The sequence below is a fragment of the Mycobacterium bourgelatii genome (assembly GCF_010723575.1).
GTDB classification, from domain to species: Bacteria; Actinomycetota; Actinomycetes; order Mycobacteriales; family Mycobacteriaceae; genus Mycobacterium; species Mycobacterium bourgelatii.
The window spans coordinates 3,432,180-3,455,538 of sequence record NZ_BLKZ01000001.1 but is presented as its reverse complement, the minus strand read 5'-3'; the positions used below and the strand labels follow the sequence as shown (position 1 = coordinate 3,455,538).

The window sequence follows — 23,359 nt, the reverse complement described above, 5'->3', positions numbered from 1 at the left end:
CGCCGCAACAACAATGGTTGCTTCTTACCACTGACAGGTGCGGCCCACACCCAAGTCAGCACCCAGCGGCGCGCCAATCTATGAGTGCTGCAAAAGTGCTCCCAGAGCGCGCGGTGACGTGGTTATTAGCAGAATTGCCAATATCGGCAGCTCCTTGGAAGGGGAGGAACCGCAATGTCGTTCGTCTTCGTATCCACAGCTGAATTGCTCAGTGCGGCAACGGAGTTAGCCGGGATTAGATCGAGCGTCAGTGTGGCTAACCCGGATTTTTCGTGAAACGTTGTGAGTTTCGGGGTGTAGATATGCGAAAGTGCCTGTCCTGCAAGGAATAATTGGACTTCTCTACGGGTTCAGTCGTTCCAGCGGGAAGGCACCTCGCAGGTGAAGAATATCGCGGTCGGGTCGCGGGTGAAAGTTTCCGCCGACGGTTATGGTGTCGTGTCGCATGCCGGGATGGCCATGGTGCGTGAGCTCGCGGACCGCAGCGGGTTATCGGCGCAGGTCACCGCCGCGTTGGCAGATACCTACCGGGGCCCGTGGGTGTATGCGCCCGGGGAGGTGTTCGCTGATCTGGCTGCCGCGGTCGCCGATGGGGCGGACTGCATCGACGCGGTCGGACAACTGTGCGGCGACCGTGAGCATGTCCTGGGTGCCAAAGCCTCCACGACCACGATGTGGCGGCTAATCGATGAGCGCATCGATGCTTCGCACCTACCGCGGGTGCGTGCCGCCCGGGCTGCGGCCCGCGCAGCGGCCTGGGCCGCCGGCGCCGCCGCACCGGGTGGCTGGTTGCACATCGACATCGACGCCACCCTGGTCCTCGATCATTCCGATAACAAGGAGAAGGCAGGGGCGACCTGGAAAAAGACCTACGGTCACCACCCGCTGCTGGCCTTCGTGGACCGCCCGAGATCGCCGGCGGGGAAGCGCTGGCCGCCTACTGCGCCCCGGTGGCGCGGGCTCCAACACCGCAGCTGACCACGTCAGTGTCCTAGCGCAGGCACTGGCCGGCCTGCCGGCGCGATGGCGGCCGGACCCCGATCATCGCGACGACCCCGACAAGCCGGCGGTGCTGGTGCGCTGCGACACCGCCGGGGCCACCCACGACTTCGCCGACGCCTGCCGCGCCGCGGCGTGGGGTTCTCCTTCGGCTACCCGTGGATTGGCGGGTGCAGGACGCTGTGGACACTCTCAACATCGGGCAGTGCTGGTATCCGGCGATCGACACCGACGGTGGTATCCGCGAGGGCGCCTGGGTCGCCGAGGCCACCAACCTGGTCAACCTGTCATCGTGGCGGCGGGGACCCGGCTGATCCTGCGCAAGGAAAGGGCCCATCCGGGTGCGCAGTTGCGGTTCACCGACGCCGACGGGATGCGGGTCACCGCGTTCATCACCGACACACCGCCCGGTGGTCGCCGCCAGGTGGCAGGTCTGGAACTACGCCACCGCCAACACGCCCGCGTCGAAGACCGCATCCGCGAACTCAAAGCCACCGGCCTGCGCAACCTGCCGTGTCAGGCATTCGACGCCAACGCCGCCTGGCTGGAAATCGTCTTGGCCGCAGCCGATCTGGTCACCTGGTGCCAGCTCATCGGATTCACCGGCCACCCCGGCCTGACCCGTGCCGAGATCGCTACCTTCCGCTACCGAGTCCTGCACGTCGCAGCCCGCATCACCCGCGGCGCCCGCCGAACCCGACTACGCATCGACGCCACCTGGCGATGGGCCGCAGCCATCGCCACCGCATGGCAACACATCCGCACCGCCTTCGGTTGACCGACAACCCAGCTGACCAACCGAGCACGAAAGACCACCGGCCCTGGGAAAGCCCGCCAACCCGGCGACACGGGACAACCCCAACACGCCCTAAACCACACAAACCCCAGACACCACGCACCCCATCGCCAAGTCCGACCGAAATCACCCTCGACGAAAAATCGAGGCTAATGCGGCGGCGGCGGTGCCGACCACGGCGTTGGCTGCCGCTGGTGCCGACGAGGTATCGGCGGTTGTTGCGGCGGCGTTTTCCGGTTACGCGCAGAGCTATCAGCAACTCGGCGCCCAGGCGGCGCAGTACCACGAACGGTTCGTCCAGGCTTTGCAAGCGGCCAGCGGTGGTTACCTTCAGGCGGAAGCTGCGAACGTCGAACAAGTTCTGTTGGGGTTGATTAACGCCCCCACGCAGACGTTGTTGGGGCGGCCGCTGATTGGCGATGGTGCCAATGGCACTGCGGCCAATCCCAATGGCGGTGCTGGCGGTTTGCTTTGGGGTAACGGCGGTCACGGCTTTTCCCAAACCGCGGTGGGCGCCGTTGGTGGCAACGGTGGTGCGGCGGGTTGTTCGGTAATGGCGGCAACGGCGGTGCGGGTGGGCCTGGTGCCAACGGCGGCAATGGTGGAGCCGGCGGATGGTTACGGGGTAACGGAGGTGCCGGTGGGGCGGGTGGAGTCGGTACCGCTGGCGCGGCCCTCCCGGCCTTCCCCACCGGTGGCAACGGCGGTAACGGTGGTCACGGCGGGGCGGCCGGACTGTTCGGCAACGGCGGCGCCGGCGGTGCCGGTGGCATGGGCGGGGCAGGATTCAATCAGCCCGACGGCACCGTCGCAGGCGACGGCGGCAAAGGCGGCGTGGGTGGCGTGGGCGGCAACGGCGGGGCTGGCGGCTGGATCAGCGGGCAAGGGGGCGATGGCGGAGCCGGTGGTCACGGCGGAGCGGCCGGCAAAGGTGGCGGCAACACGGGATTCAGCGGCACCGGCGCCAAAGGTGGTACCGGAGGTGATGGTGGGGCCGGCGGCAATGGTGGAGAGGCTCGCGGGTTGTTCGGTAGCGGCGGCAATGCCGGCCGGGGCGGCGATGGTGGCGCCGGAGGAGCTGGTGGTTTTGGGCCGTCAAACGGTAACGGGGAGGGTGGCACTGGCGGCGCCGCTGGCGATGGTGGTGCCGCTGGCGCTGGTGGTACCGGCGGCAATGGTGGCTGGGTATCGGGTAACGGTGGCGCGGGTGGCGCTGGCGGTGACGGCGGCCTCGGTGGTGGCGGCGGCAAGGGTGGCGCCGGCAACTTTGCGGGTGGGTCGGGAGGCACTGCAGGGTCCGGCGGCAACGCTGGCGATGGCGGTGGCGGCGGTCGGAGCGGCTGGCTGATCGGCACCGGCGGCGTCGGTGGTGCGGGCGGCGCCGGGGGCGCCGGGGGGACTGGCGGTAATGGCAACAGCGGCGGTGCAATCTCGCAATGGGGCTCCGGCGGGACGGGCGGTAACGCCGGCGCCGGAGGCTCCGGCGGGCACGGTGGGGCTGCCGGACAACTGTTCGGCGACGGTGGAGCCGGCGGCAAAGGCGGGGCCAGCGGAGACGGCGGTAAAGGTGGCAACGGCCCGATCAACGTCAATCAGCCCCAACTGTCGGGTTGGGGTGGGGCCGGTGGGGATGGCAATGTCGGGGGAACCGGTGGCAACGGCGGCGCCGCTGCGGGCGGTTTCGGCATTGGCGGTCGCGGCGGCGACGGCGGAAGCGGTGGCGCGGGCGGTCTACGCGGAGATGGGCTCCCCGTGAACAGTGACGGCGAGGGAGGTGATGGCGGAGCCGGCGGCAATGGCGGCGACGCGCAACTGGTCGGCTCTGGCGGAACCGCCGGGGTTGCCGGCACCGGCGGTACCGGGTCGCCATCCGGCCAACCGGGGGATGACGGAACCCCCGGGAAGGGCGGAACGCTGTTCGGTCCGCCTGGCGTCGTTGGGTAACCGCTTCGTCTGAAACGATCGGCCACTTAACGCAACCGGGTGCCCGCTGCCCCGGGCGTGCCCAGTTGCGGCCGTATCCGCAATAGGCGCCGGAACTGTTGAATTGGGCGATGCGATGTCTTGGATGACGACACGACGCTCGCCAAGCCCGCGGGATGAGGGAAATCGATAAGGTCATGCGCAGGACTGCGAGTTGTATTGCGGCAGAGTAGAATTTAATCGCTGTAGACGAAATCGACATGTTCAAGATCGGAAGGACAAAGCTTCGGCTCCTACCATTTTGACCGGCCGTAAATAGAGTGTTTGGTCGCTAGATGACCACGGTTAGATCCGTGGCAGCCGTCGGGTAGCCTTAGCTTGTTACTAAGTGCAACTACGCAATTCACCTCCTGGCGGTCGCTGCTGGCGATGAGAACGACGAGTCTGACGACCACTTCTACGCACGTCGAGTGATTGAGTGACGCAACGACAATGGTTGCATCAAGCGTCAATACAGGCGGATCACAACCGATTTAGCAGAATGCCGCCCCGTCGGCCTATGAGTGCGCTACTCGAGTAGCTTCCGAAAAACGTGACGCGCGTTATTATGCAAAATGCCAATGTCCGTGCCTTCAGAGGGGAGAAACCGCAATGTCGTTCGTGCTCGTGTCTCCAGCTGAACTACTCAGCGCGGCAACAGAATTGGCCGGCATAAGATCGAGCGTCAGTGTGGCCAACGCGGCCGCGGCGGTGCCGACCACGGCGTTGGCCGCTGCCGGTGCGGACGAGGTATCGGCTGCCGTTGCGGCGGTGTTTTCCGGTTACGCGCAGAGCTATCAGCAACTGGGCGCCCAGGCGGCGCAGTACCACGAACGATTTGTCCAGGCGCTACAGGCGGCAAGCGGTGCGTACGTCCAGGCCGAGGCGACAAACGCCGAACAAGTTCTGTTGGGGTTGATTAACGCCCCCACGCAGACGTTGTTGGGGCGCCCGCTGATTGGCGATGGTGCCAATGGGACCGCGGCCAATCCGAATGGCGGTGCGGGCGGGCTGCTTTGGGGTAACGGCGGTCACGGCTACTCCCAAACCGCCGCGGGAGCCGTTGGTGGCAACGGTGGTGCGGCGGGGTTGTTCGGTAACGGCGGCAACGGCGGTGCGGGCGGGCCTGGTGCCAACGGCGGCAATGGTGGAGCCGGCGGATGGCTATGGGGTAACGGGGGTGCCGGTGGGGCGGGCGGAGCCGGTACCGCTGGCGCGGCCCTCCCGGCCTTCCCCACCGGTGGCAACGGCGGTAACGGTGGTCACGGCGGGGCCGCGGGACTGTTCGGCAACGGCGGCGCCGGCGGTGCCGGTGGCACGGGCGGGGCAGGATTCAATCAGCCCGACGGCACCGTCGTCGGCGATGGCGGCACCGGCGGCGTGGGCGGCATAGGTGGCAACGGCGGGGCTGGCGGCTGGATCAGCGGGGATGGGGGCCAGGGCGGAGCCGGCGGTTATGGCGGAGCAGCCGGCAAGGGTGGCGGCAACACCGGATTCAACGCCGCCGGCGGCGCCGGCGGTACCGGGGGTGACGGTGGGGCCGGTGGTCACGGCGGCGAGGCGCGCGGGCTGTTCGGCAACGGCGGCAACGCCGGCCGCGGCGGCGACGGTGGTACCGGGGGTGCCGGTGGTGCTGGGGCGCCGGCGGTGGCGGATGACAGCATCGCCGGCAGCGGCGGTGCCGGTGGTGACGGCGGTGCTGCCGGCGCAGGTGGTACTGGCGGAAATGGTGGCTGGATATCCGGTACCGGTGGCGCGGGTGGCGCCGGCGGTGACGGTGGCGCCGGTGCAGCCGGCGGCGCGGGTGGCTTCGGTCCCGCGGCGGGCGGGCAGGGGGGTAAGGGAGGGGCCGCCGGTGATGGCGGTGCCGCCGGCGCTGGCGGCGGCGGCGGCAGGAGCGGCTGGCTGACCGGCAACGGCGGTGCCGGTGGTGCCGGCGGAGTCGGGGGCTCCGGGGGGGTCGGTGGTAATGGCGGTAGCTCTGGCGGAGACACCGTGAAAACGGGGGAGGGAGGCGCGGGCGGTCATGCCGGCGCCGGAGGTTCCGGCGGGCACGGTGGCGCTGCCGGACAGCTGTTCGGCGACGGTGGAGCCGGCGGCAGCGGCGGCGCCAGCGGAAACGGCGGCAAGGGCGGCAACGGTTTTCTCAATGTCGACAGCCCTATGGCCACTTGGAGTAACGGTGGGGCCGGTGGGAACGGGAACGTCGGTGGCGCCGGTGGGAACGGCGGCGCGGGCGGCGGTGTCTACGGCGCTGGTGGCCGCGGCGGCGATGGCGGAAGCGGCGGAAACGGCGCGGCGCGCGGGAGCGGCATGAACGACAACCCGTTCGGCTTAGGAGGTAATGGCGGAGCCGGCGGCAACGGCGGCAACGCCCAACTGGTCGGCCCCGGCGGTGCCGCCGGAGTCGGCGGCCCTGGCGGCCTTAGCGGCATCCCACCCACTGGTAATGGCAAAGCTGGGCCCAACGGAACTTCGGGCAAGGGCGGCACGCTGTTCGGTTAAGCGGGGCGGGGTCGGGAAACCGCACGCCGGTCGCCGCCCTCAACACCTGCTACAACACCTTTTACAAAGGCCAACCGCTCGATTCGGTGTCATAGCGGAACGGTGGCGCCGGGGGCAACGGCTGTGCCGGACGCGTGGATATCGCGTCCAAAACCAAAGCGAGATAACGTCGCCAGCTGTCGCTGCCCGGTTCCATCGTCCATAACACGCTGTGCAGCATCGCGATCAAACGCGGCAGATCGTCGGCAACCAAGTCGTTGCGAATGAGGCCGGCCTCTTGACCGCGGCGTGCAAGCTCGGCGAGCGCGTCATCAAGCTCGGCCGAGATGTCCATGGTCAGTGAGCCGGCCTGGTGGGCCGCGGTCAGTAAGTGGTGTTCCTGCGACGCAAGCGATATCGCCGCTTCGAGCAGTCGGGCGATCCCGTCCACTGGGTCGTCGGCTCGACGGGCATCCTCGATCGTCGGGGTGAGACCCTCGGCGATGCTTTCCAGTGTGGCCCTGACCAGATCGGCCTTGGCCGGAAATCTGCGGTACAGGGTGCGTTCGCCGACGCCAGCGCGGCGGGCGATGGCCTCGATCGGTGCGTCGGCACCCAGTTCGCGGTAGACGTCGCGCGCGGCGCGCACGATGCGGTCGACGTTACGGGCCGCATCGGCTCGCAATGGTCGATCCTCAACCGCGGTCATCGTCGTCCCTAGTTGATCGTTTGACTGCCCGTTGACTGCCAATTGGCCGAAGTCTACGCTCAGCGTAACTGACAGATAACTGACATTTAACGGAAACGGTGCTGATGTCAACAACTTCCGATTTCCGCTCGGACACCGATCTCCCGGTCGTCCCCGTCCCGCGTCCCGCACACTGCCCGTTGCAGCCGCCGCCCGAATTCGCCGCCTGGCGTGCGGAATCCGGTCTGCAGCGCGTCATGTACCACGGTAAGCCCGCGTGGATGGTGAGCCGTTACCACGACATCAGGGCGGCGTTGGTCGATCCGCGACTGTCCGCGGATACCATCCCCGCCGTCGTCAAGCCGCCCGGCTCGGGCGACAAACCGCCGCCGGTCATGTTCGCCCGCGCCGACGACCCCGAGCACCACCGGTTGCGGCGAATGTTGACCACCAACTTCACCTTTCGACGAACCGAAGCCATGCGCCCGCAGATCCAGGAGATGGTCGACCACTACCTGGACGAGATGATCAGCAACGGGCCGCCGGCCGACCTGGTTCGTGAATTCGCCTTGCCCGTACCGTCGATGGTCATCGCGCTGTTGCTCGGCGTGCCGCCGGAAGACCTCGGACTCTTCCAGCACCACACCACGGTCGGTCTCGACTCCAAGTCCACCGACGAGGAGAGGGGAGCGTCGTTCGGGGTCATGTTCGCCTACATCCACGAACTGATCGAACGTAAAGTGCGCGAGCCGGGTGACGACATGATCAGTCGGCTGGCCACCGACTACATCGCGACCGGTCAGCTCGACAACGAGACGGCGGCGATGAGCAGCGTGATCATGATGCAGGCGGGCCATGAAACCACGGCCAACATGATTGCTCTGGGAACTGTTGCGCTACTAGAGAATCCCGACGTGTACGCGCGGTTGGGCCAAACCGACGACAACATGGTGGTCGCCAACATCGTCGAAGAACTGATGCGCTATCTGAGCATCGTGCACAGCCAGGTGGATCGGATCGCGACCGAGGACTTCGTGCTCGGCGGACAGTTGATCAAAGCCGGGGACGCCGTCGTGATGAACCTGCCCGCCGGAAACTGGGACACCGAATTCACCGACAGTCCCGAAACACTGAATCCAGATCGAAACACCCGCGGTCACTTGGGCTTCGGCTACGGAGTCCACCAGTGCATCGGCGCCAATCTAGCCCGCGTCGAGATGCAGGTCGCCTTCGCCACGCTGGCCCGACAACTGCCCGGGCTCCAGTTGGCCGTGTCGCCGGATGAGCTGCGTTTCAAGGAATCCGACATCTACGGCATGAAAGAGCTCCCGGTCAGCTGGTAAACGACGTCCGGGAAAGGGCTTCAGTGACCAACGAACTGCGGTTCGACGGGCAAGTCGCCGTCATCACCGGCGCCGGCGGCGGGTTGGGCAGGGAGTACGCGCTGCTGCTTGCGTCGCGCGGCGCCCGGGTCGTGGTCAACGACGTCGGCGGATCCGTTACCGGCGAAGGCGCCAACAGCGAGACGGCCAACCCCGCCTACGACACTGCAAATGAAATCCAACACCACGGTGGTGAAGCCATCGCCGACACCCACAGTGTGGCCAGTCCCGAAGGCGGCCAAGCGATCATCGAAGCCGCGCTTACCGCCTGGGGGCGAATCGACATCCTGATCAACAACGCCGGAATCGTCGGCGACGCCCCGTTCGAAGACATGACGGCCGAGCGGTTCGAACCGCTACTGGATGTACACCTGAGAGGCGCCTTCCATGTCACCAGGCCGGCGTGGCGGGTGATGCGCGGGCAGCGCTACGGTCGGATCCTCAACACCTGTTCGGCCGCGGGAATTCTGGGTGCCGTCAACATGAGCAACTACGGCGCCGCCAAGACCGGGCTGATCGGTCTTACCCGCGTGCTCGCCGCCGAAGGCGCCGACCACAACATCAAGGTCAATGCCATCGCCCCAATCGCCTACACGCGAATGCTGGCACGATCCCTGGAAAGCGCCGCCCCACCGGACGACCCGGCGGCGCGGGCAATACTGGATGACCTTGCCAATCAATACCTTCGGAAGCTGGACCCCGCACTGGTGGCCCCGGTGGCTGCCTTCCTGACGCACCCGGACTGCCCGGTCTCCGGCGAGGTCTACACGGTGGGCGCGGGGCATGTCTCACGTTTCTTCATCGGCCGGACCCGGGGTTTCCACCGTCCGGCGCTGTCGGTCGAGGATGTGCGCGACCACCTCGACGAGATCCGCGACGAAACGGGCTACACCGTTCCGGGAGGTCCGGCCGACGAGATGAGCGAGCTCTTCGCGACGATCATGAACAACTGAACGCCGTGCCGACACCATCGGGCGGGGGAACCGAGCGCAGGCAACCGAACGGTTCGATCCCGGCGGGAACCAGCCGAGCCGCCGACTGATGGGCATAGTTCACGCACACCGCACCGGTTTGGTCGGCGCGGCAGCGGAAATCGCCGAACTGCAACGAGTCCCCGCCGGCCAACTCGGGGCCGTTGCCGTTGACGAACGGGCCGGGGTCGCCGCGCGCCGACCCGACCTGCAAGTTGGTGCCGTCGAAGTCGACCCAACCGCCCTTCCACTCTCCGTAGGCCGTCGGCGGGGCAGGAGGCGGATTGGTCAGCTTGACCAGGCAGGACAACGCGCCACCGGTGTGTTTCGAGTCGGTCATGCAGACCACCGAACCTCCCGCGGCGGAAAACGCGACGTCGTTGCCGAGCGCAGTGGTGGCGCCGTCGCGCGTCGCGCTGTGGTACCGGGCCGGATCAGCCGGATGACCTGCCTCGATCCAAGCGATCACCGCCGAGATCGGTGCCCCGGCGGACGGTGCGGGTGCGGCCGCCGGCGGATTGCTGACCGACGGAATCTTGGTGATGGTCGAACTAGGTGCGGAGCTGGTCTGGGAACCCGCCGGGTGATCGCCGCCGGTCTGCGAGCACCCGGCTATCAGCAACGACACAGCCAGCAGCACGGCTTTTCGCATTTCCTCAGGCTAGCCGCCACGCGCCGGAATTCGGGCGCTCAGCGCGCACTACGTCCATAGTGTCGGTTACCGTCGCTGTATGCATGAGCGAACCATTCGCGCACGCACCACCGCCGGAACCGTCGAAGGCTTCACCCGTGACGGGGTCAACCGCTGGCGATCCATCCCCTATGCCAAGCCGCCGGTGGGGCCGTTGCGCCTGCGTGCCCCGCAACCCGTGCAGCCCTGGTCCGGGGTGCGTTACTGCCACGGTTTCGGCAACTGCGCGCCGCAGCTAAAGCGCTACACCATGCTGGCCCCGGGTAAGTACCAGCCAATGGGCGAAGACTGCCTCACCCTCAACGTGGTGACCCCGCAGAGCCCGGCCGCCGAGCCGCTGCCGGTCATGGTCTTCATCCACGGCGGCGGGTACATGATGGGCAGCTCGGCCACTCCGATCTACGACGGCGCAGCCCTGGCTCGCCGCGGCTGTGTCTACGTGTCGGTCAACTACCGGTTCGGCGCGCTCGGGTGTTTAGACCTGTCCTCGCTGTCGACGCCGGAGAATCCAATCGACAGCAACCTTTATCTGCGCGATCTGGTGTTGGCGCTGCGGTGGGTGCGGGACAACATCGCCAATTTCGGCGGCGACCCGGACAACGTCACCATCTTCGGCGAAAGCGCCGGGGCGCATATCACCGCCACCCTCTTGGCGGTGCCCGCAGCCAAAGGCCTGTTCGCGCGGGCGATTTCGGAAAGTCCCGCGGCGGGCATGACGCGTTCGGCGGAAACGGCGGCGGAGTTCGCGCGGCGTTTCGCCCACCTGCTGGGTGCGCGGACCCAGGATGCGGCCAGCGTGCTGATGCGGGCATCCGCCGCTCAACTGGTCGAAACCCAACATCGCCTGATCGACCAGAACATGCAAAATCGGCTAGGGGCCTTTCCCCTGGGCCCCATGTTCGGCGACGACTATCTGCCCATGGATCCCGTGGACGCCATGCGCTCGGGCAAGGCCCACCGGGTGCCGCTCATCGTCGGAAGCAACGCCGAAGAGGGTCGCCTGTTCACCCGCTTTCTGGGCATGCTGCCGACCAACAAAACGATGGTCGAGGAGCTGTTCGCGGACTTGGAACCCGATGTGCGGGACCGCATTACGGCCGCATACCCCGACTACCCCAAGCCGGAGGCATGCATCCAGCTCGGCGGCGATTTCGCCTTCGGCGTCGCCGCGTGGCAGATCGCCGAAGCGCACGGCCGGCACGCGCCGACGTTCATGTACCGCTACGACTACGCTCCCCGTGCGCTGCGCTGGGCCGGTTTCGGCGCCACGCATGCCACCGAGCTGTTCGCCGTCTTCGACATCTATCGCACCCGGTTAGGGGCCTTGTTGACGGTGGGCGCCGACCGGCGCACCGCATTGTGGGTGAGCAACGAGGTGCAACGGCGCTGGCGCGCGTTCAGCCGAACCGGCGTACCGGGCGGGGACTGGCCGGCATACACGCAGGCAGACAGGGCCGTGATGGTTTTCGACCGCAAATGCCGCGTCGAGTTCGATCCGCACCAACACCGCAGGATGGCGTGGGACGGGTTCTCCCTGGCACGCTGACGGTCATGGACCCAGCCGCCGAACGAGATGCCCAGCAAGACCTCGGCCATGCGATAGAACGACCCGATGACCTCACCACCTCATGGCTGACCAGCGTCATCGGAGCGGGAACCGTCTCCGACTTCGCCGTCGAGCGCATCGGCACCGGCCAGATGAGCGACTGCTACCGGATCCGGCTGACCTACGCCGACGACCACCCGGACAACGCCCGCCCGGACTCGGTGGTGCTCAAGGTCGCCGCCACCGACCCGGTGAGCCGGCAGACCGGGTTGGCGATGGGGCTCTACGAACGCGAGGTTCGTTTCTACCGGGACATCGCGCCGCGCTTGCCCGGACCGATCGCGCCCTGCTACCACGCCGCCGTCGACACCGCGACCGGGGTGTTCGACCTGCTGCTCGGTGACGCCGGGCCAGCCGCCGTCGGCGACGAAATCGCCGGTGCCACAGCCGAACAAGCCATGCTGGCGGTCACCGAGCTGGGCCGGATGCAAGGTCCACTGCTCGGCGACGCCACCCTGGCCGACGCGCCGTGGCTCAACCGCGATGCGCCGCTCAACCAGGCGATGATCGCCGGACTCTATGCCGGCTTCGTCGAGCGCTATGCCGACCAGATCGCGCCGGAACATCGCGTGGTGTGCGAACGACTGGTCGAGGCGTTCGACGGCTATGCGGCCCGGGATCCCGGCATCCAGGGCTTGGTGCACGGCGACTACCGCTTGGACAACATGCTGTTCGGCACCCCGGACGCCGACCGCCCGCTGACGGTGGTGGACTGGCAGACCGTTTCCTGGGGCGCGGCACTGACCGACCTGGCCTACTTCCTGGGCGGTTCCCTGCCGAGCCCGGACCGCCGGGCTCACTACGACTCACTGCTGGCTGCGTATCACCAGGCGCTCGGTCCCGATGCGCCGATCAGCCTGGCCGAGGTGGTCGAAGGTGTGCGTCGGCAAAGCTTTTTCGGCGTCATGATGGCTATCGTCTCGTCGATGCTGGTGGTGCAGACCGAGCGAGGCGACCGGATGTTCATGACGATGTTGCAACGCCACTGCGATCACGCGTTGGACACCGACGCGTTGGCGACGCTTCCAACCCCCGCCACACCCGAGTCGCTTCGTCCTTCAGACGAGGACGAACTTGCCCACCCCGCCGGCGACGAACCATTGTGGAGCGAAAGTTGGTATGCCGACTTCGTCGATGCCGCACAGGGATTGGGCGGCTGGTTCCGGCTCGGTCTGATACCGAACCAGCGCACGGCGTGGTTCCATGGTTTGTTCTGCGGACCAGATCGTCCGACGATCGCCGTGGCCGACGTCGAAGTTCCACTGCCCGAAGACCCTTGGGCGCTGCGCACCGACGCCATCGAGTTCGCCCACTCGGCTAGCGCACCGCTGCAGACCTACCGAGTCCAGGTGCGCGCAACGGGTAAGGCGTATCCGGACCCGTCGGCGTTACTGCGCGCTGAGTCGGGTGATCCCGTCGAGCTGGCACTGGACCTCGTGTGGACCACCGTCGGAACCCCGTACCGGTACCGAGTGACCACCCGCTACGAGATCCCGTGCCTCGTCTCGGGGGAGGTGACCGTCGGGACCGGACCGCAGGCCGCTCGCTACCAATTCGATTCGGTTCCCGCACAACGCGATCACTCCTGGGGCGTGCGTGATTGGTGGAGCATGGACTGGATGTGGAGCGCGCTGCATCTCGACGACGGAACGCATCTGCACGCCTTGAGCCTGCGCATTCCCAATACCCCCGCGATCAGCATCGGTTACCTTCAGGACGCCGCCGGGACGGTGACCGAGCTACAGCAGGTGGACATCCAAACTGTGTTCGACGACAACGGTTTACCGGTCAGCGCGAAACTAGTGCTGCAGCCGGGTGACATCGAGGCCAACGTTGAGGTGCGCGGGCAGGCCCCCGTGCGCCTGGATGCGCTCGACGGGCGGGTGAGCCAGTTCCCGCGCGCCTGGGTCAGTCTCAGCACCGCGGATGGCCGCACTGGCGTGGGCTGGATGGAATGGAACCGCAACCTGTAGTCGTGGTGATGGGTGTATCCGGTTCGGGCAAGTCCACCGTCGGGGAGGCCCTGGCCAAACGGTTGCGGGTCGCGTTCGTCGATGCCGACGACCTGCATCCGCAGGCCAACATCGACAAGATGACCGCCGGTGAGGCCCTGACCGATGACGACCGTCACCCGTGGCTGGAGCGGGTCGGGCAATGGTTGGCAGATCACGGCGACGGCGGCGTGGCCAGTTGCTCGGCGCTGAAGCGCCAATACCGTGATCAGCTGCGGCGGCACTGCGAACACGTCGCGTTTCTGCACCTCAACGGTTCGCAGGAACTGATCCGCCAGCGGGTGGCGGGCAGAACCGGCCACTTCATGCCGGCCGGCCTGGTGAGCTCACAGTTCGATGCCCTGGAACCCCTCGGCGCCGACGAGCGCGGGCTCGTCATCGACGTCGCCGAGGAGGGCCAGGACGTTCAGGCGGTGGTCGACGCCTTCGTTAAGAGCGCCACCAACGCTTCCGACGACCGTTGAGGTTGAGGTCGGCGAGTTGGCCGTCGAACCGGTCGCGCGCGGTGAAGGCGATTTCGCTGCCACGCGCGGCGGCTCGGTCGGCGAGTTCACTGCTGCGCGCCGCCGCGGTGTCGGCCAGATGGCTACCGCGGTGACGTGCGGTTTCGGCGAGTTCCACGCCGCGCACCCGAGCGGTGCCTGCGAACTTCTCGCTGCGCTTGCGGGCTTCCTCCGCCAGCGGCGCCGTACGCTCGGCGGCGGTAACCGCCAGCTCGCGACCGCGCCTGCGCGCCTTCTTCGCGAGGGGAGCACCCCTTTCGGCCGCGGTGCTGGCCAGTTCGCGTCCCCGTTCGGCGCCGACATGCAGGCTGTGCACGATCCGGTCGGTGAGTTCGGCATCAAGCAACGCGTCGTGTGACGATCCCGGCAACACTCCGGACACCCGCTCGGAGAGGCGTTCGGCCGCCCGACGTCCCCGCCAGCCCAACGAGGGCTTGCCGCCGGTGTCGGCGGCGGCGATGATCAACCCGCCCAGCAGGCTCACATCGGTGATGAAGTCGCGACGCTTCTCCCGCTTGCGTTCCGGGTCGGCCTCGTTCCAAAACATGTGTGCGCCAAGATTTCCCGGGATGACCGTCAGCGCGAGCGCGGCCGACGCGATGCGGGGGAGTCGACCGGTTGCGAGCAGCAGCCCGCCGCCAATCTGGACGGCCGCATTGATCTGAGCGAACTGCTCGGCATCGGGTGGAATGTGGCTGCTGACCGGATCCGGCAGGGACTGCAAACCCTCCACCGTGGGTTTCGCGGCTTCAGCCGCCGGTTTGGGATTGAGCAACGAGTCCACACCTTGGCTGATGAACACCGCTGACAACATGGGTCGGGCGATTCTGCGGATCAACATGGTCGGGGAGTTCCCCGGGTATCCAGCGCACAAACCAGCCAGTTGCCGATCCAGAGCTAGGGTGGAGTGCGTGCGAGCGTTGCTCATCGTCGACGTCCAAAACGATTTCTGCGAAGGCGGCTCCCTCCCGGTGACCGGCGGGCACGACGTCGCTCGAGCGATCAGCGACTATTTGTCGAAGGACCGCGGCTACCACCACATCGTCGCCGCAAAGGACTTTCATATCGACCCAGGCGACCATTTCTCTCAGCGCCCCGACCTTGCGTCGTCGTGGCCGCCGCATTGCCGCGCGGGCAGCGCCGGCGCTGACTTCGCGCCCGATCTCGATACAAGCCGCTTTGAGGCGGTCTTCCTCAAGGGCGCCTACACGGCGGCCTACAGCGCCTTTGAAGGTATGGACGAGAACCGCACCCCACTGTTGGATTGGCTGCGACAGCGGGGGGTCGACGAGGTCGACGTGGCGGGTCTTGCTACCGATTACTGCGTGCGCCGCACGGCCGAGGACGCCGTCGGCGCCGGCTTGGCAACCAGGGTGCTGCTGGACTTGACAGCCGGCGTTTCCGCGGACTCCACCGCGCGGGCGCTGGACGAAATGCGAAGGGCAGGTATCGAGTTGAGCGGAGGGCGCTGATGGTTGCACCGAACCGGGCCGACTTACTGGCCACAGTCGAACGATCACCTCAGGCGGTTGGTGTACACGACCGCGCCGGCTGGGTGGGCCTGTTCGCCGACGACGGTCAGGTTGAAGACCCAGTCGGATCGCGCCCGCACGTGGGGACCGACCAGATCGGTCGGTTCTTCGACACCTTCATCGCGCCGCGCGACATCACGTTCCACCGCGACCTCGACATCGTCTCCGGCCAAGCCGTACTGCGTGACGTCGAACTGGAAGTCTCGATGGGATCCGGCGTGACGGTGTCCATCCCCGCTCTGCTGCGATATGACCTGCGAGAGGTCAACGGAGAGTGGAAGATTGCGCGAATGCGGGCCTACTGGGAATTGCCGGCGATGATGGTCAAGTTCGTGCGTTGCGGACCGCGCGCGATCTCGCCCGGCCTGCAGCTGTCCAAGAGCCTGCTCGGCAATCAGGGACCGGGCGGTGCTGTGGGCTTCGCCGCCGGCTTTCGGCGCGCGGGCAAACGCCACAAGAAATTGGTCGAGAAATTGATCTATACGGCCGCCGCCCGCGACAAGGGCACCGCGCTGAGCACGCTATCGCCTGGTGCCACAATGACTTTGGGTGACGAAGAGGTGCTCGACATCACCGACTTGGTCGAGCGGCTGCGGGGGGCCCGCTGTCGCAAGATGATTGGAGCGGGCCCCACCGTCGCGGCTTCGCTCACCACCGATCAAGGGCGCGGCCTCTTGTTCGCCGACGTCGCAAAACGCGGCGACCATATCACCCGAGTCCGGTACTTCCCTGCATGATCGCCAGTGCCAGCGACGCGATCGACAACGCCAGGTAAGCGCCGGGGAAGGCGATGTTGGAGAAGACGCGCGCCCTGATGTGCACCGCGACCGCGCCGATGAAATAGAGGACCAGCCCGACCGCTGCCGAGATCCCGATCAGCGGCAACCCGAGCACCCCGACGATCAGGCCGACCGCTCCGGCGAGCTTCAGGGCTCCCAGCGTCGGCAGCCACGAACGGGACACCCCAACTCGTGCCGAGTTGGCGAGCACGAATTGGGCCGGGATGAAGTCGGGCAGGGCGATGCCGGCCGTGACGATCGCGGTGGTCAGTATGACCACGAGGTACGTGGTCTGCATTAGAGTCATGGTCAGGCCTCCTTTGCGGTAGTGCGTCTGAGAAATCCGGTCATCTCTTCGACGACGCCAGACCAGGAAAGGTGACCCCCATGAATGCCACGACGGATCTGACGGAACTCGCGCAACGGTTCGACGCCGATCGCCGCCATCTGCGGTCGGTGGCCTTTCATCTCCTCGGTTCGGTGCCGGATGCCGAAGACGCCGTGCAATCGGCCTGGTTGAAGGCCAGTGGATCGGACTTCGGCGCGGTACAGAACCTGACCGGGTGGCTCACCACGATCACCGCGCACGAAGCGCTCGATCAGTTGCGCGGTCGTCGGCGACGTGCAGAGCGGCCGCTGATCGAGTCCGAAGATCTGGATCGGATGGTTTCCGCGGCTGCGGACGAAGAGGCGCTGCTGGCGGACTCGGTCGGTAGGGCCCTCATGGTGGTTCTCGACCGCCTGTCACCCGCGCAACGCGTCGCGTTCGTACTGCACGACGTGTTCGGGGTGCCGTTCGAGACCATCGGAGAGCTGTTGGATCGCTCGCCCGTCGCCGCCAAGAAACTGGCCAGCCGGGCCCGTAGTCGACTACAACCGGATCCCGCCTCGTCGGCTGCCCGCACGGTCAAGCACACCAAGCTCGTCGAGGCGTTCTTGGCGGCATCGCGCGGCGGCGACATCGATGCGTTGCTGGAATTGCTTGCTCCCGACGTGGTGCGGCGGGTGGACCCGGCACTGGTACCCGAGAACGTCCCCACCGAAGTGCGCGGCGCCCGGCAGGTCGCCGAGGAGACCCGGCACTTCGTCCAACGCGCGCGGGTGGGTGCCGTGCTGCTCATAGACGGGTCGCCGGGCATCGTGATCGCGCCCGGCGGACGCGTGCAGGCGCTGTTGCGAGTCAGCATTGGCGACGACGACCGGATTCGCGAGATCGACATCGTCGGCGATCCCGACCGCCTGCGCAACCATGTCTTGAGCTTGTCGCCGCCGCATACGCCGTAGCGAGCGGCTGAGCCTACGACCCGTCGACCAGCCGCGGAAAGTCTGCCAGGTCCCAGTCGCCGAGCGACCACCCCGCATACCGGTCGAGCGCCTGCCGGGCCGCTTCGCTTGCGACGCTTCGCTCTTCGCCGTCGAGCGCCGCCTGGCGGGCCGCGGTGTAGTCAGCGGCGGCCGTGGCCACGCCCGTCCGTGCGGACATGTACTCCGTAGCCCACGAATTGACATCGGCTACGCTGTGCTGCAACGCATTTCGGTAGTCAACACGGATCCATTCACCGAACCGGTTGAGCATGGCGGCGGGTCGGCTGCCGCCGGGCCAGGCTTGCTGTAGTCGCTCGCTTAGCGTCGCCAGCGTGTCACCCAGCGTCTGGAGCGCGGCAGCATCGGGTAGCCACGGGGTGCTCAAATCCGGGTCTCCGATGTTGAGCAACACCGCGCAACTCAGTACCTCATCGTCGTTCTGGGGTGTCCAGGTGTTGTCCTGCGCCCAATTTGGTGTCGCGGCGCGCACCGTGCGGCGGCTGTAGTCCACCGGATGATTGGCCGACGGCGCGACCAGGCCAAGCATTCCGACCGAAGTCCAGCGCGCAATGCCCGCCATGGTGTGCGCGGTTCCGACGAAAATCTCTGCCATACGGGTCAATTCGTCGGCCGCGTCGCACGCGGCGAGCCCTAACGCGGCCCGCCGGTGGGTGAGGTGGGCGGCGGTGCGCAGCGAATACGGATCCGGGGCCGGCGACGGCACCGCAAGGCGCAGGGGTCTGCCCATCGCGGCCAGCGAATCAGCGATGGACAACACCCCACCCGAGATCTCGCAGACCGCGGATACGTCGATCAACAGGGTCTGGTCCATTCGGGGTCCGTTCGCCCGTCCTCAGTACTTGAGGGTCTGACGTTTGAAGGCTTCGTACTCTTCCTCGGTGGGCACCTCGGGCATCAGCTCGTAAACGGCGGGCCCCAGGTGTTGGTCGGTGCTCTCCGCGCTGGCCGCGAGCTGTTCCCGCAGGCTCAACCGCCCGCGTGCCGAGGCCACCGCGGCCACCTGCAAAATCTCCTGCGCCAGTACGCGTTCCGGCAGTTTGCGGACGTCTTCGTGCAGGAATATTCCGCGCACCGCACCCCCGTGCGCCGCCAGGACGCCAACGGTCCGGCGCTGGTTGAACACCTCATAGGTGCGGTCCTCGAAGGTTGTCATCGCGGCTCGTCCGCATCCGCAGTCTTGCCGTCGACGATTTCGACGCACTGGTTGTACAAGCGCGCCACCTCTGCCGCGGCGTCCTCGCCCGCCGCGACGGTCAGCTGCGAGATCTCCTTGGCGATCATGGCGGCGCTTTTACGGTCCAGCACACCGGGTTTGAGCCAGAGGTCCACCAATTGTCCGTTCATATCGACCTTTACCGCGATGTCCTCGTCCTTCGACAACCGCTCGGCGGTGTACGCCCGGATTTGATCCAGCGCGGACATCAGCCGATCGCTGAGTTCGTCGGCAAAGTCCAATGCCCTTTGGACTTCGGGGTCTACGCTGCTCACTTCGACGACTTTATCGCCGCACGTCGGCCGAACGGTGTCAATGGGGCCAAATGCCGTGCACTGCCCCCGCCAACCACATTCCTGCAGGTACCATCCGGTTATGGACGCGTCCGCGCCCGGGGGAGCACAACACCTGCCGACCAGCACAAACGCGCCCGGAAACGCAGGGCCCTACTTCGGTGGGCCGCCGCCGCCGAAGAATCGGCCGTGGTTCCCGCTGGCGGTCGTCGCGGCGATCTTGATTGCCGGCGCGCTTATCGCCGCCGCCATTTTCTTCAAGGACTCCGGACAACCCGCGACCCAGCCCGCACCGTCGTCGCCGGCCGCGCCCGCTGCTCCGACAAGTGGGCCCCGCGGCGCGCAAACCTGTGCGGCCTGGACGATCGCAAAGAGCGACTTCAGGGCGATCCCCAAACTTCCGCCGGGGTGGGACTACCAGACCCCTGGCATTGATGCCGTGATCGCCAGTCGCGTCGCGCAGGTAGACAAGGTGCTCAGGGCGTTCGAGGCGCAAATCGCGCCGGCACCGGTTGACGTTGCCGCGGCGGCCCAACTCTTCGTGGAGAAGCAGCAGGCGGAAGTCACGAAGCTGCCTGCGCACACCTTCGACTCGGCCGACGTCTATGCAATCGATGGCGCTTACCGGGCGCTGGATCGTGCTTGCGGCATGGGATGACCCCCAAACCCAGCACGCCGCACGCCGACCAGATTCTCGGTCCCTACTGGGAATCGGCGGTAACCCCTGAGGCCCTGATCCAGTGGTCGATCGAACTGGGCAAGGCCGCCGCCGAGTTGGGCTTCAAATCCGCGGATGGCCAGGTCCAGGCCGTGCAGCTGCTCGGCTATGGCCACGGTGCCCTCGCGGAAGCCATTTCGGCCGCGTGGACTCGGTATTTCGTCGAAATGGCCGCCGCGGGAGCCCGCTTCGGTGAGGCGGCCACGACCGTGGCGGCCTGGGCCGAACTGCTGGGAACCACGCTGGCCGCCATGTCCGGTGTCGTCGACTGGGCCGAAGCCGCGATCGCGGCGCTAGAAGCGGCTCGCGTCGAGCTGGAACTTGCCGGTCAGAACGTGGAGGAGCTGATCCAGACGGTCATTGCCGAAGGGCATTCCCAGGTCGCGGGAATATCCGCCGGCGCCGTCGCAGCGGTCAGCCTGCCGGGATGGGTTTCGGCCGCCGGCGGGCCTCCGTCGCTCTCTCCCGGCGGACTGCAGCCGGGAACCGCGCAAGGACTGACCGGAGCATCCGGTCCCTCGACTGGGGCGGGGATGCCCGGAACGACGCCGGTTCCGCCAGCCGGTCTGACGGGAGCCTTGGCCCCCAATCCACCGGCAACCGCCGTCGAGCAGCCGCTCTACGAAGCGCCGACGGGTGCGCTCGCGCCGGCATCGATGCCGCCGCCCGGCGACGTCGCGCCCGTGTTAAGCACCACCGGGCCCGGCGGCATGCCTGCGCCCCCCGGGGCGCCGATGCCAACGGCGCCTGCTCCACCCGCGCTCCCTACCGGGACCGCTCCCATTCCGAGCATGGCCGCACCCGGTGGCGGTGTCCCAGCGGGCCCAGCGACCGGCCTGCCCACCACCGGCTTGACTCCCACCGCCCCCGCGACTCCCGCTGCGCCCGCGGCTGGCTTGCCCGCCACCGGCGCTCCCGCGACCGGTCTGCCCGCCGTCGGCGACGGACTGCCGGCGGCGTCCGGGCTGCCCGCAGGAACGACCCCGCTGGGGACCCCGAGCGCGGGCACTCCGGCCACCGGCATGCCGCCCGCCGCGGCGGTGTCGCCGGCGGCGGCGGTCGCCGGGGCAGATGCGCAAGCCGCGGCTCCAGCCGCCGCAATCGGTGCGGTAGGCCCGGCCGCCGGTGCCGCCCCAGTCGCCGCGACGGCGGCCGGTTCGGTGGCCGGCGCGCCGCTGACCTCGGCGCCGCTGGCCTCGGCCTCGGTGGCGGCCGCCACGGCAGCCGTCCCGCCGGCGCCCGCACCGGTGCCTGCCGTTCCGTCGGTGACACCGGTTGCCCCCACCGCTCCCACGATCGCACCGCCACCGATTGCTGCCGCCCCACCCCAATCGGGCGTGCATGTGCCCGCGTCGCCGTCGTCATCGGGCGCGCCACCAGCCGCGGCCGCACCCAACATCCCCCACCCACACCCGTCCACTGGGCCGAATACCCAAGGGCCGGCGCATGTTTCGCCGACTGCCTCCGGCAACGACCAAGCACCGGAGGAGGACGACGCGGCGGCCGTTGTTCCGCTGCTAGCCCCGGTCGACGACTCCGCGGTCGTCGTGGCGCCTGTGCTGGTGCGGGCAGCAGCCGACGAACCGAGTCAGCTCGTCGACCTGGATCTCGCGACGGTGCGAACGGTCCTGGAAGCCGCCGGTGGGGGATCCGTGGTGCGCTGGGCCGCAGGAATGGTCGTCACCGGTGGTCGACGGCAGGTCGTGGTCACCACCGACCGGGGGCGTGGTTGGTTGCCGTCCAACGTGTTGCTCCCCGAGGACGCCGTGTTGCCGTGGCCGCATCCTGACTCGACGCGGTGGGAAGGACTGCGCGACCCGGCCCGAGTGATCGTGGAATACGCGGCGGCGACGGGAGGAACGCTGACCGCACTGGCGTCGACGCACAGCAGCGCCCCGGCCGTCGCAGCGGGGGTGCCCTTCGTCTTCGCCGACGCGGTGCAGCGGCCCCGTCCGGACTTGTTGGGCGGGTCGCCCGCCAGGCGCGAGCGCTTCGGCGTGGAACCGGCGCGGCTGGTCGCTGCCGAGGCCATCACCGACCCCGACGACCAGCGTCGCCAGGCCGTGTGGATCGCCCATGATGCGGCCGAGAAAGCCGGCGATCGCAGTGTGGTTCGTCGGTCGATCCTGGCTGCGTGGAATGCCGATCCGACGTTGTCCGACCCTCGCAAGATCGAGCGTCTCGGCTGGGACACCCTCGTGGTTGAAAACGAAACTTTGTGGGAGCAGGACTTCGCTGCGAGAATCGACGTGCGCAATGTCGGTATTGGTCAGCTGGACACCGGGGGCGGTGCGTGTCGGTCGGTCTTGCTGCAGTCGTACGCGACCGAGGCGGTATTGGCGTTGCGCAGCGCGTCGCCACGGCAGGCTTTGCTGGAAGCCTTGTACTCCTGGTCGATGCTGCTGGAACTGATCGATACCGACAGGGAGGCGGTAATCGCATGAACCAGCCGATGGGATTCGACATCCCCCAATTTCGGGATCTCTCCAATCGCATGGCGCAGAACGGCCTCGCCGCCGGGAATCTGGCGCGGGACGCGACGTTTTCGTACTCGAACGTGATCGGCAACAGTCCGCTCGGATTCACCATTTCGACGGGCACCGGCGCGCTGCAGAGCGAGTTGGGCTTGATGCCGCCGCAGATCACCAACCAGGCGCTTGAGACCAACGAGCACACCCAAACCGGCCTGAGCAACATCGAGGGTCAGGATCAGCTCAACGCGGGGCGGGCCCGCGTCGCCGAGCAGACCGGCGATCCGCAGTCGCTTGAGCAGCAGGCCACGGAAAAAACCAAGGAGATGGCTGAGAAGCCCGAGCAAATGCTCCAACAGATGCTGCAAACCGCCGCCCAAACCGGCGGGCAGGTCGGCCAACAACTCGGCCAACAATTCGGGCAGGTCAGCCAGCAGTTCGGGCAGCTGGCCGGCCAGGGTTTCCAGCAGGTGAGCCAGCTGCTTTCCAAGGCCGGAGAAACGGGTGCACACGCCGTTGAACCTGCAATCGACGCCGCTGCGGCGGGCCTGGACGGCGCCGGGGCAGGCGGGGGAGCGGCCGCTGGCTTGGGCGCCACCATGCCCGCCGGTCTGGACGAAGCGGTCATCCCGATGACGACGTCCAGTGCGCTGACACCCAGTTCGATACCGCCCGCCTCAGCCGCATCGGCGGCTGCCGCGAGCGCCGGCCGCGGCGGAATGCCGATGATGCCGCTCCTGCCGATGGCGCCGCATCGAGGAACCGGTGAGGGCGCATCGGTCAAGCGCGATCCGCGAATCTTTCCGGAGGGCAAGATTTACGAGCCGCCGCAAGGGACTGAGCAGAATTTCGGGGCCAACCCCGAAATCGAAGCCGAGGAACCACCTTTCGGCACCGCCAAAGCCTGACCCGGTGGAAAACCCGGCAGGTGAG

Annotated in this window: 19 protein-coding genes and 2 pseudogenes; 14 read left to right on the top strand and 7 right to left on the bottom strand. The window is 67.5% G+C overall.

Annotation, left to right across the window (positions count from 1 at the left end; all coding sequences use genetic code 11):
* Nucleotides 1-381: 381 nt before the first annotated feature.
* The 3 genes and pseudogenes from G6N68_RS15065 to G6N68_RS15055 all read left to right on the top strand — a co-directional run bounded on the left by G6N68_RS15065 (nucleotide 382) and on the right by G6N68_RS15055 (nucleotide 6,262).
* Nucleotides 382-1,777 (top strand): annotated as a pseudogene (locus G6N68_RS15065) (IS1380 family transposase).
* Between the two features lie 124 nt (nucleotides 1,778-1,901).
* A pseudogene (locus G6N68_RS31510) lies at nucleotides 1,902-3,739 on the top strand (PE family protein).
* 630 nt (nucleotides 3,740-4,369) lie between these two features.
* The gene (locus tag G6N68_RS15055) at nucleotides 4,370-6,262 is read left to right on the top strand and encodes a PE family protein (RefSeq protein WP_163713633.1); all 1,893 of its coding nucleotides are present in this window, start codon (nucleotides 4,370-4,372) and stop codon (nucleotides 6,260-6,262) included.
* Nucleotides 6,263-6,323: 61 nt separating this feature from the next.
* Here the strand turns inward: G6N68_RS15055 and G6N68_RS15050 are convergent, their stop codons facing one another.
* On the bottom strand, nucleotides 6,324-6,950 hold the full coding sequence (locus G6N68_RS15050) for a TetR/AcrR family transcriptional regulator (protein ID WP_163713630.1): 627 nt from the start codon (nucleotides 6,948-6,950) through the stop codon (nucleotides 6,324-6,326).
* A 104-nt stretch (nucleotides 6,951-7,054) separates the two neighbouring features.
* Here G6N68_RS15050 and G6N68_RS15045 point away from each other — a divergent pair, with 104 nt between their 5' ends.
* Both G6N68_RS15045 and G6N68_RS15040 read left to right on the top strand, forming a co-directional pair.
* Nucleotides 7,055-8,272 carry a cytochrome P450 gene (locus G6N68_RS15045; RefSeq protein ID WP_163713627.1) on the top strand — a complete coding sequence of 406 codons (1,218 nt, stop codon included), beginning with the start codon at nucleotides 7,055-7,057 and terminating at the stop codon, nucleotides 8,270-8,272.
* 23 nt (nucleotides 8,273-8,295) lie between these two features.
* Nucleotides 8,296-9,264: an SDR family NAD(P)-dependent oxidoreductase gene (locus G6N68_RS15040; RefSeq protein ID WP_163713625.1), complete on the top strand. Its 969-nt coding sequence runs from the start codon at nucleotides 8,296-8,298 to the stop codon at nucleotides 9,262-9,264.
* Here the strand turns inward: G6N68_RS15040 and G6N68_RS15035 are convergent.
* Nucleotides 9,251-9,934, bottom strand: coding sequence for a hypothetical protein (locus G6N68_RS15035; RefSeq protein WP_163713622.1), 684 nt, complete (start codon nucleotides 9,932-9,934; stop codon nucleotides 9,251-9,253). The genes G6N68_RS15040 and G6N68_RS15035 overlap by 14 nt on opposite strands.
* Before the next feature lie 79 nt (nucleotides 9,935-10,013).
* On the opposite strand from G6N68_RS15035, the gene G6N68_RS15030 reads away from it, so the two are divergent.
* The 3 genes from G6N68_RS15030 to G6N68_RS15020 are packed head-to-tail and all read left to right on the top strand — an operon-like array spanning nucleotide 10,014 to nucleotide 14,055.
* A complete protein-coding gene (locus G6N68_RS15030; protein ID WP_163713619.1) occupies nucleotides 10,014-11,519 on the top strand; it encodes a carboxylesterase/lipase family protein in 1,506 nt (501 codons plus the stop codon).
* Nucleotides 11,520-11,524: 5 nt separating this feature from the next.
* Nucleotides 11,525-13,552 (top strand): DUF7064 domain-containing protein, encoded by a 2,028-nt coding sequence (locus tag G6N68_RS15025; RefSeq protein ID WP_163713616.1) that lies wholly within the window; start codon nucleotides 11,525-11,527, stop codon nucleotides 13,550-13,552.
* Complete coding sequence (locus tag G6N68_RS15020; protein ID WP_205351343.1) at nucleotides 13,534-14,055, top strand: gluconokinase; 522 nt, start codon at nucleotides 13,534-13,536, stop codon at nucleotides 14,053-14,055. The genes G6N68_RS15025 and G6N68_RS15020 overlap by 19 nt, the downstream gene beginning before the upstream one ends.
* Here the strand turns inward: G6N68_RS15020 and G6N68_RS15015 are convergent.
* Nucleotides 14,021-14,935 (bottom strand): DoxX family protein, encoded by a 915-nt coding sequence (locus tag G6N68_RS15015; RefSeq protein ID WP_163718632.1) that lies wholly within the window; start codon nucleotides 14,933-14,935, stop codon nucleotides 14,021-14,023. The two genes, G6N68_RS15020 and G6N68_RS15015, sit on opposite strands and share 35 nt — an antisense overlap.
* 70 nt (nucleotides 14,936-15,005) lie before the next feature.
* Between G6N68_RS15015 and pncA the strand changes: the two genes are divergently transcribed.
* Together pncA and G6N68_RS15005 are read left to right on the top strand one after the other, a co-directional pair.
* Nucleotides 15,006-15,566, top strand: a complete 561-nt coding sequence (gene pncA, locus G6N68_RS15010) for a pyrazinamidase PncA (protein WP_163713613.1) — start codon at nucleotides 15,006-15,008, stop codon at nucleotides 15,564-15,566.
* On the top strand, nucleotides 15,566-16,363 hold the full coding sequence (locus G6N68_RS15005) for a ketosteroid isomerase family protein (RefSeq protein ID WP_163713610.1): 798 nt from the start codon (nucleotides 15,566-15,568) through the stop codon (nucleotides 16,361-16,363). The genes pncA and G6N68_RS15005 overlap by 1 nt, the downstream gene beginning before the upstream one ends.
* Here the strand turns inward: G6N68_RS15005 and G6N68_RS15000 are convergent.
* Nucleotides 16,335-16,703 (bottom strand): DoxX family protein, encoded by a 369-nt coding sequence (locus tag G6N68_RS15000; protein ID WP_163718630.1) that lies wholly within the window; start codon nucleotides 16,701-16,703, stop codon nucleotides 16,335-16,337. The genes G6N68_RS15005 and G6N68_RS15000 overlap by 29 nt on opposite strands.
* A gap of 89 nt (nucleotides 16,704-16,792) precedes the next feature.
* Between G6N68_RS15000 and G6N68_RS14995 the strand changes: the two genes are divergently transcribed.
* Nucleotides 16,793-17,689 (top strand): sigma-70 family RNA polymerase sigma factor, encoded by an 897-nt coding sequence (locus G6N68_RS14995; protein WP_163713607.1) that lies wholly within the window; start codon nucleotides 16,793-16,795, stop codon nucleotides 17,687-17,689.
* Between the two features lie 13 nt (nucleotides 17,690-17,702).
* On the opposite strand, the gene G6N68_RS14990 is transcribed toward G6N68_RS14995, so the two are convergent.
* From G6N68_RS14990 to G6N68_RS14980, 3 genes are read right to left on the bottom strand one after another with little or no spacing between them, the layout of a single operon-like run.
* Nucleotides 17,703-18,542, bottom strand: coding sequence for a hypothetical protein (locus tag G6N68_RS14990; protein ID WP_163713604.1), 840 nt, complete (start codon nucleotides 18,540-18,542; stop codon nucleotides 17,703-17,705).
* Between the two features lie 21 nt (nucleotides 18,543-18,563).
* A complete protein-coding gene (locus G6N68_RS14985) occupies nucleotides 18,564-18,884 on the bottom strand; it encodes a hypothetical protein (RefSeq protein WP_163713601.1) in 321 nt (106 codons plus the stop codon).
* On the bottom strand, nucleotides 18,881-19,219 hold the full coding sequence (locus G6N68_RS14980) for a YbaB/EbfC family nucleoid-associated protein (RefSeq protein WP_163713598.1): 339 nt from the start codon (nucleotides 19,217-19,219) through the stop codon (nucleotides 18,881-18,883). Before G6N68_RS14980 ends, G6N68_RS14985 begins: the two co-directional genes overlap by 4 nt.
* Before the next feature lie 100 nt (nucleotides 19,220-19,319).
* Here G6N68_RS14980 and G6N68_RS14975 point away from each other — a divergent pair, with 100 nt between their 5' ends.
* From G6N68_RS14975 to G6N68_RS14965, 3 genes are read left to right on the top strand one after another with little or no spacing between them, the layout of a single operon-like run.
* Nucleotides 19,320-19,895 carry a hypothetical protein gene (locus G6N68_RS14975; protein WP_163713596.1) on the top strand — a complete coding sequence of 192 codons (576 nt, stop codon included), beginning with the start codon at nucleotides 19,320-19,322 and terminating at the stop codon, nucleotides 19,893-19,895.
* Nucleotides 19,892-22,399 carry a hypothetical protein gene (locus G6N68_RS14970; RefSeq protein WP_163713594.1) on the top strand — a complete coding sequence of 836 codons (2,508 nt, stop codon included), beginning with the start codon at nucleotides 19,892-19,894 and terminating at the stop codon, nucleotides 22,397-22,399. The genes G6N68_RS14975 and G6N68_RS14970 overlap by 4 nt, the downstream gene beginning before the upstream one ends.
* A complete protein-coding gene (locus G6N68_RS14965; RefSeq protein WP_163713592.1) occupies nucleotides 22,396-23,334 on the top strand; it encodes a hypothetical protein in 939 nt (312 codons plus the stop codon). The genes G6N68_RS14970 and G6N68_RS14965 overlap by 4 nt, the downstream gene beginning before the upstream one ends.
* Nucleotides 23,335-23,359 lie beyond the last annotated feature (25 nt).

Coding starts and splice junctions, on each gene's coding strand:
- G6N68_RS15005 (WP_163713610.1), top strand. CDS start 15,566: ATGGTTGCACCGAACCGGGCCGACTTACTGGCCACAGTCGAACGATCA.
- G6N68_RS15055 (WP_163713633.1), top strand. CDS start 4,370: ATGTCGTTCGTGCTCGTGTCTCCAGCTGAACTACTCAGCGCGGCAACA.
- G6N68_RS15025 (WP_163713616.1), top strand. CDS start 11,525: ATGGACCCAGCCGCCGAACGAGATGCCCAGCAAGACCTCGGCCATGCG.
- G6N68_RS15015 (WP_163718632.1), bottom strand. CDS start 14,935: ATGTTGATCCGCAGAATCGCCCGACCCATGTTGTCAGCGGTGTTCATC.
- G6N68_RS15000 (WP_163718630.1), bottom strand. CDS start 16,703: ATGCAGACCACGTACCTCGTGGTCATACTGACCACCGCGATCGTCACG.
- G6N68_RS14975 (WP_163713596.1), top strand. CDS start 19,320: ATGGACGCGTCCGCGCCCGGGGGAGCACAACACCTGCCGACCAGCACA.
- G6N68_RS15020 (WP_205351343.1), top strand. CDS start 13,534: ATGGAACCGCAACCTGTAGTCGTGGTGATGGGTGTATCCGGTTCGGGC.
- G6N68_RS14995 (WP_163713607.1), top strand. CDS start 16,793: ATGAATGCCACGACGGATCTGACGGAACTCGCGCAACGGTTCGACGCC.
- G6N68_RS14985 (WP_163713601.1), bottom strand. CDS start 18,884: ATGACAACCTTCGAGGACCGCACCTATGAGGTGTTCAACCAGCGCCGG.
- G6N68_RS15045 (WP_163713627.1), top strand. CDS start 7,055: ATGTCAACAACTTCCGATTTCCGCTCGGACACCGATCTCCCGGTCGTC.
- G6N68_RS15035 (WP_163713622.1), bottom strand. CDS start 9,934: ATGCGAAAAGCCGTGCTGCTGGCTGTGTCGTTGCTGATAGCCGGGTGC.
- G6N68_RS14970 (WP_163713594.1), top strand. CDS start 19,892: ATGACCCCCAAACCCAGCACGCCGCACGCCGACCAGATTCTCGGTCCC.
- G6N68_RS14965 (WP_163713592.1), top strand. CDS start 22,396: ATGAACCAGCCGATGGGATTCGACATCCCCCAATTTCGGGATCTCTCC.
- G6N68_RS15030 (WP_163713619.1), top strand. CDS start 10,014: ATGCATGAGCGAACCATTCGCGCACGCACCACCGCCGGAACCGTCGAA.
- G6N68_RS15050 (WP_163713630.1), bottom strand. CDS start 6,950: ATGACCGCGGTTGAGGATCGACCATTGCGAGCCGATGCGGCCCGTAAC.
- G6N68_RS14990 (WP_163713604.1), bottom strand. CDS start 18,542: ATGGACCAGACCCTGTTGATCGACGTATCCGCGGTCTGCGAGATCTCG.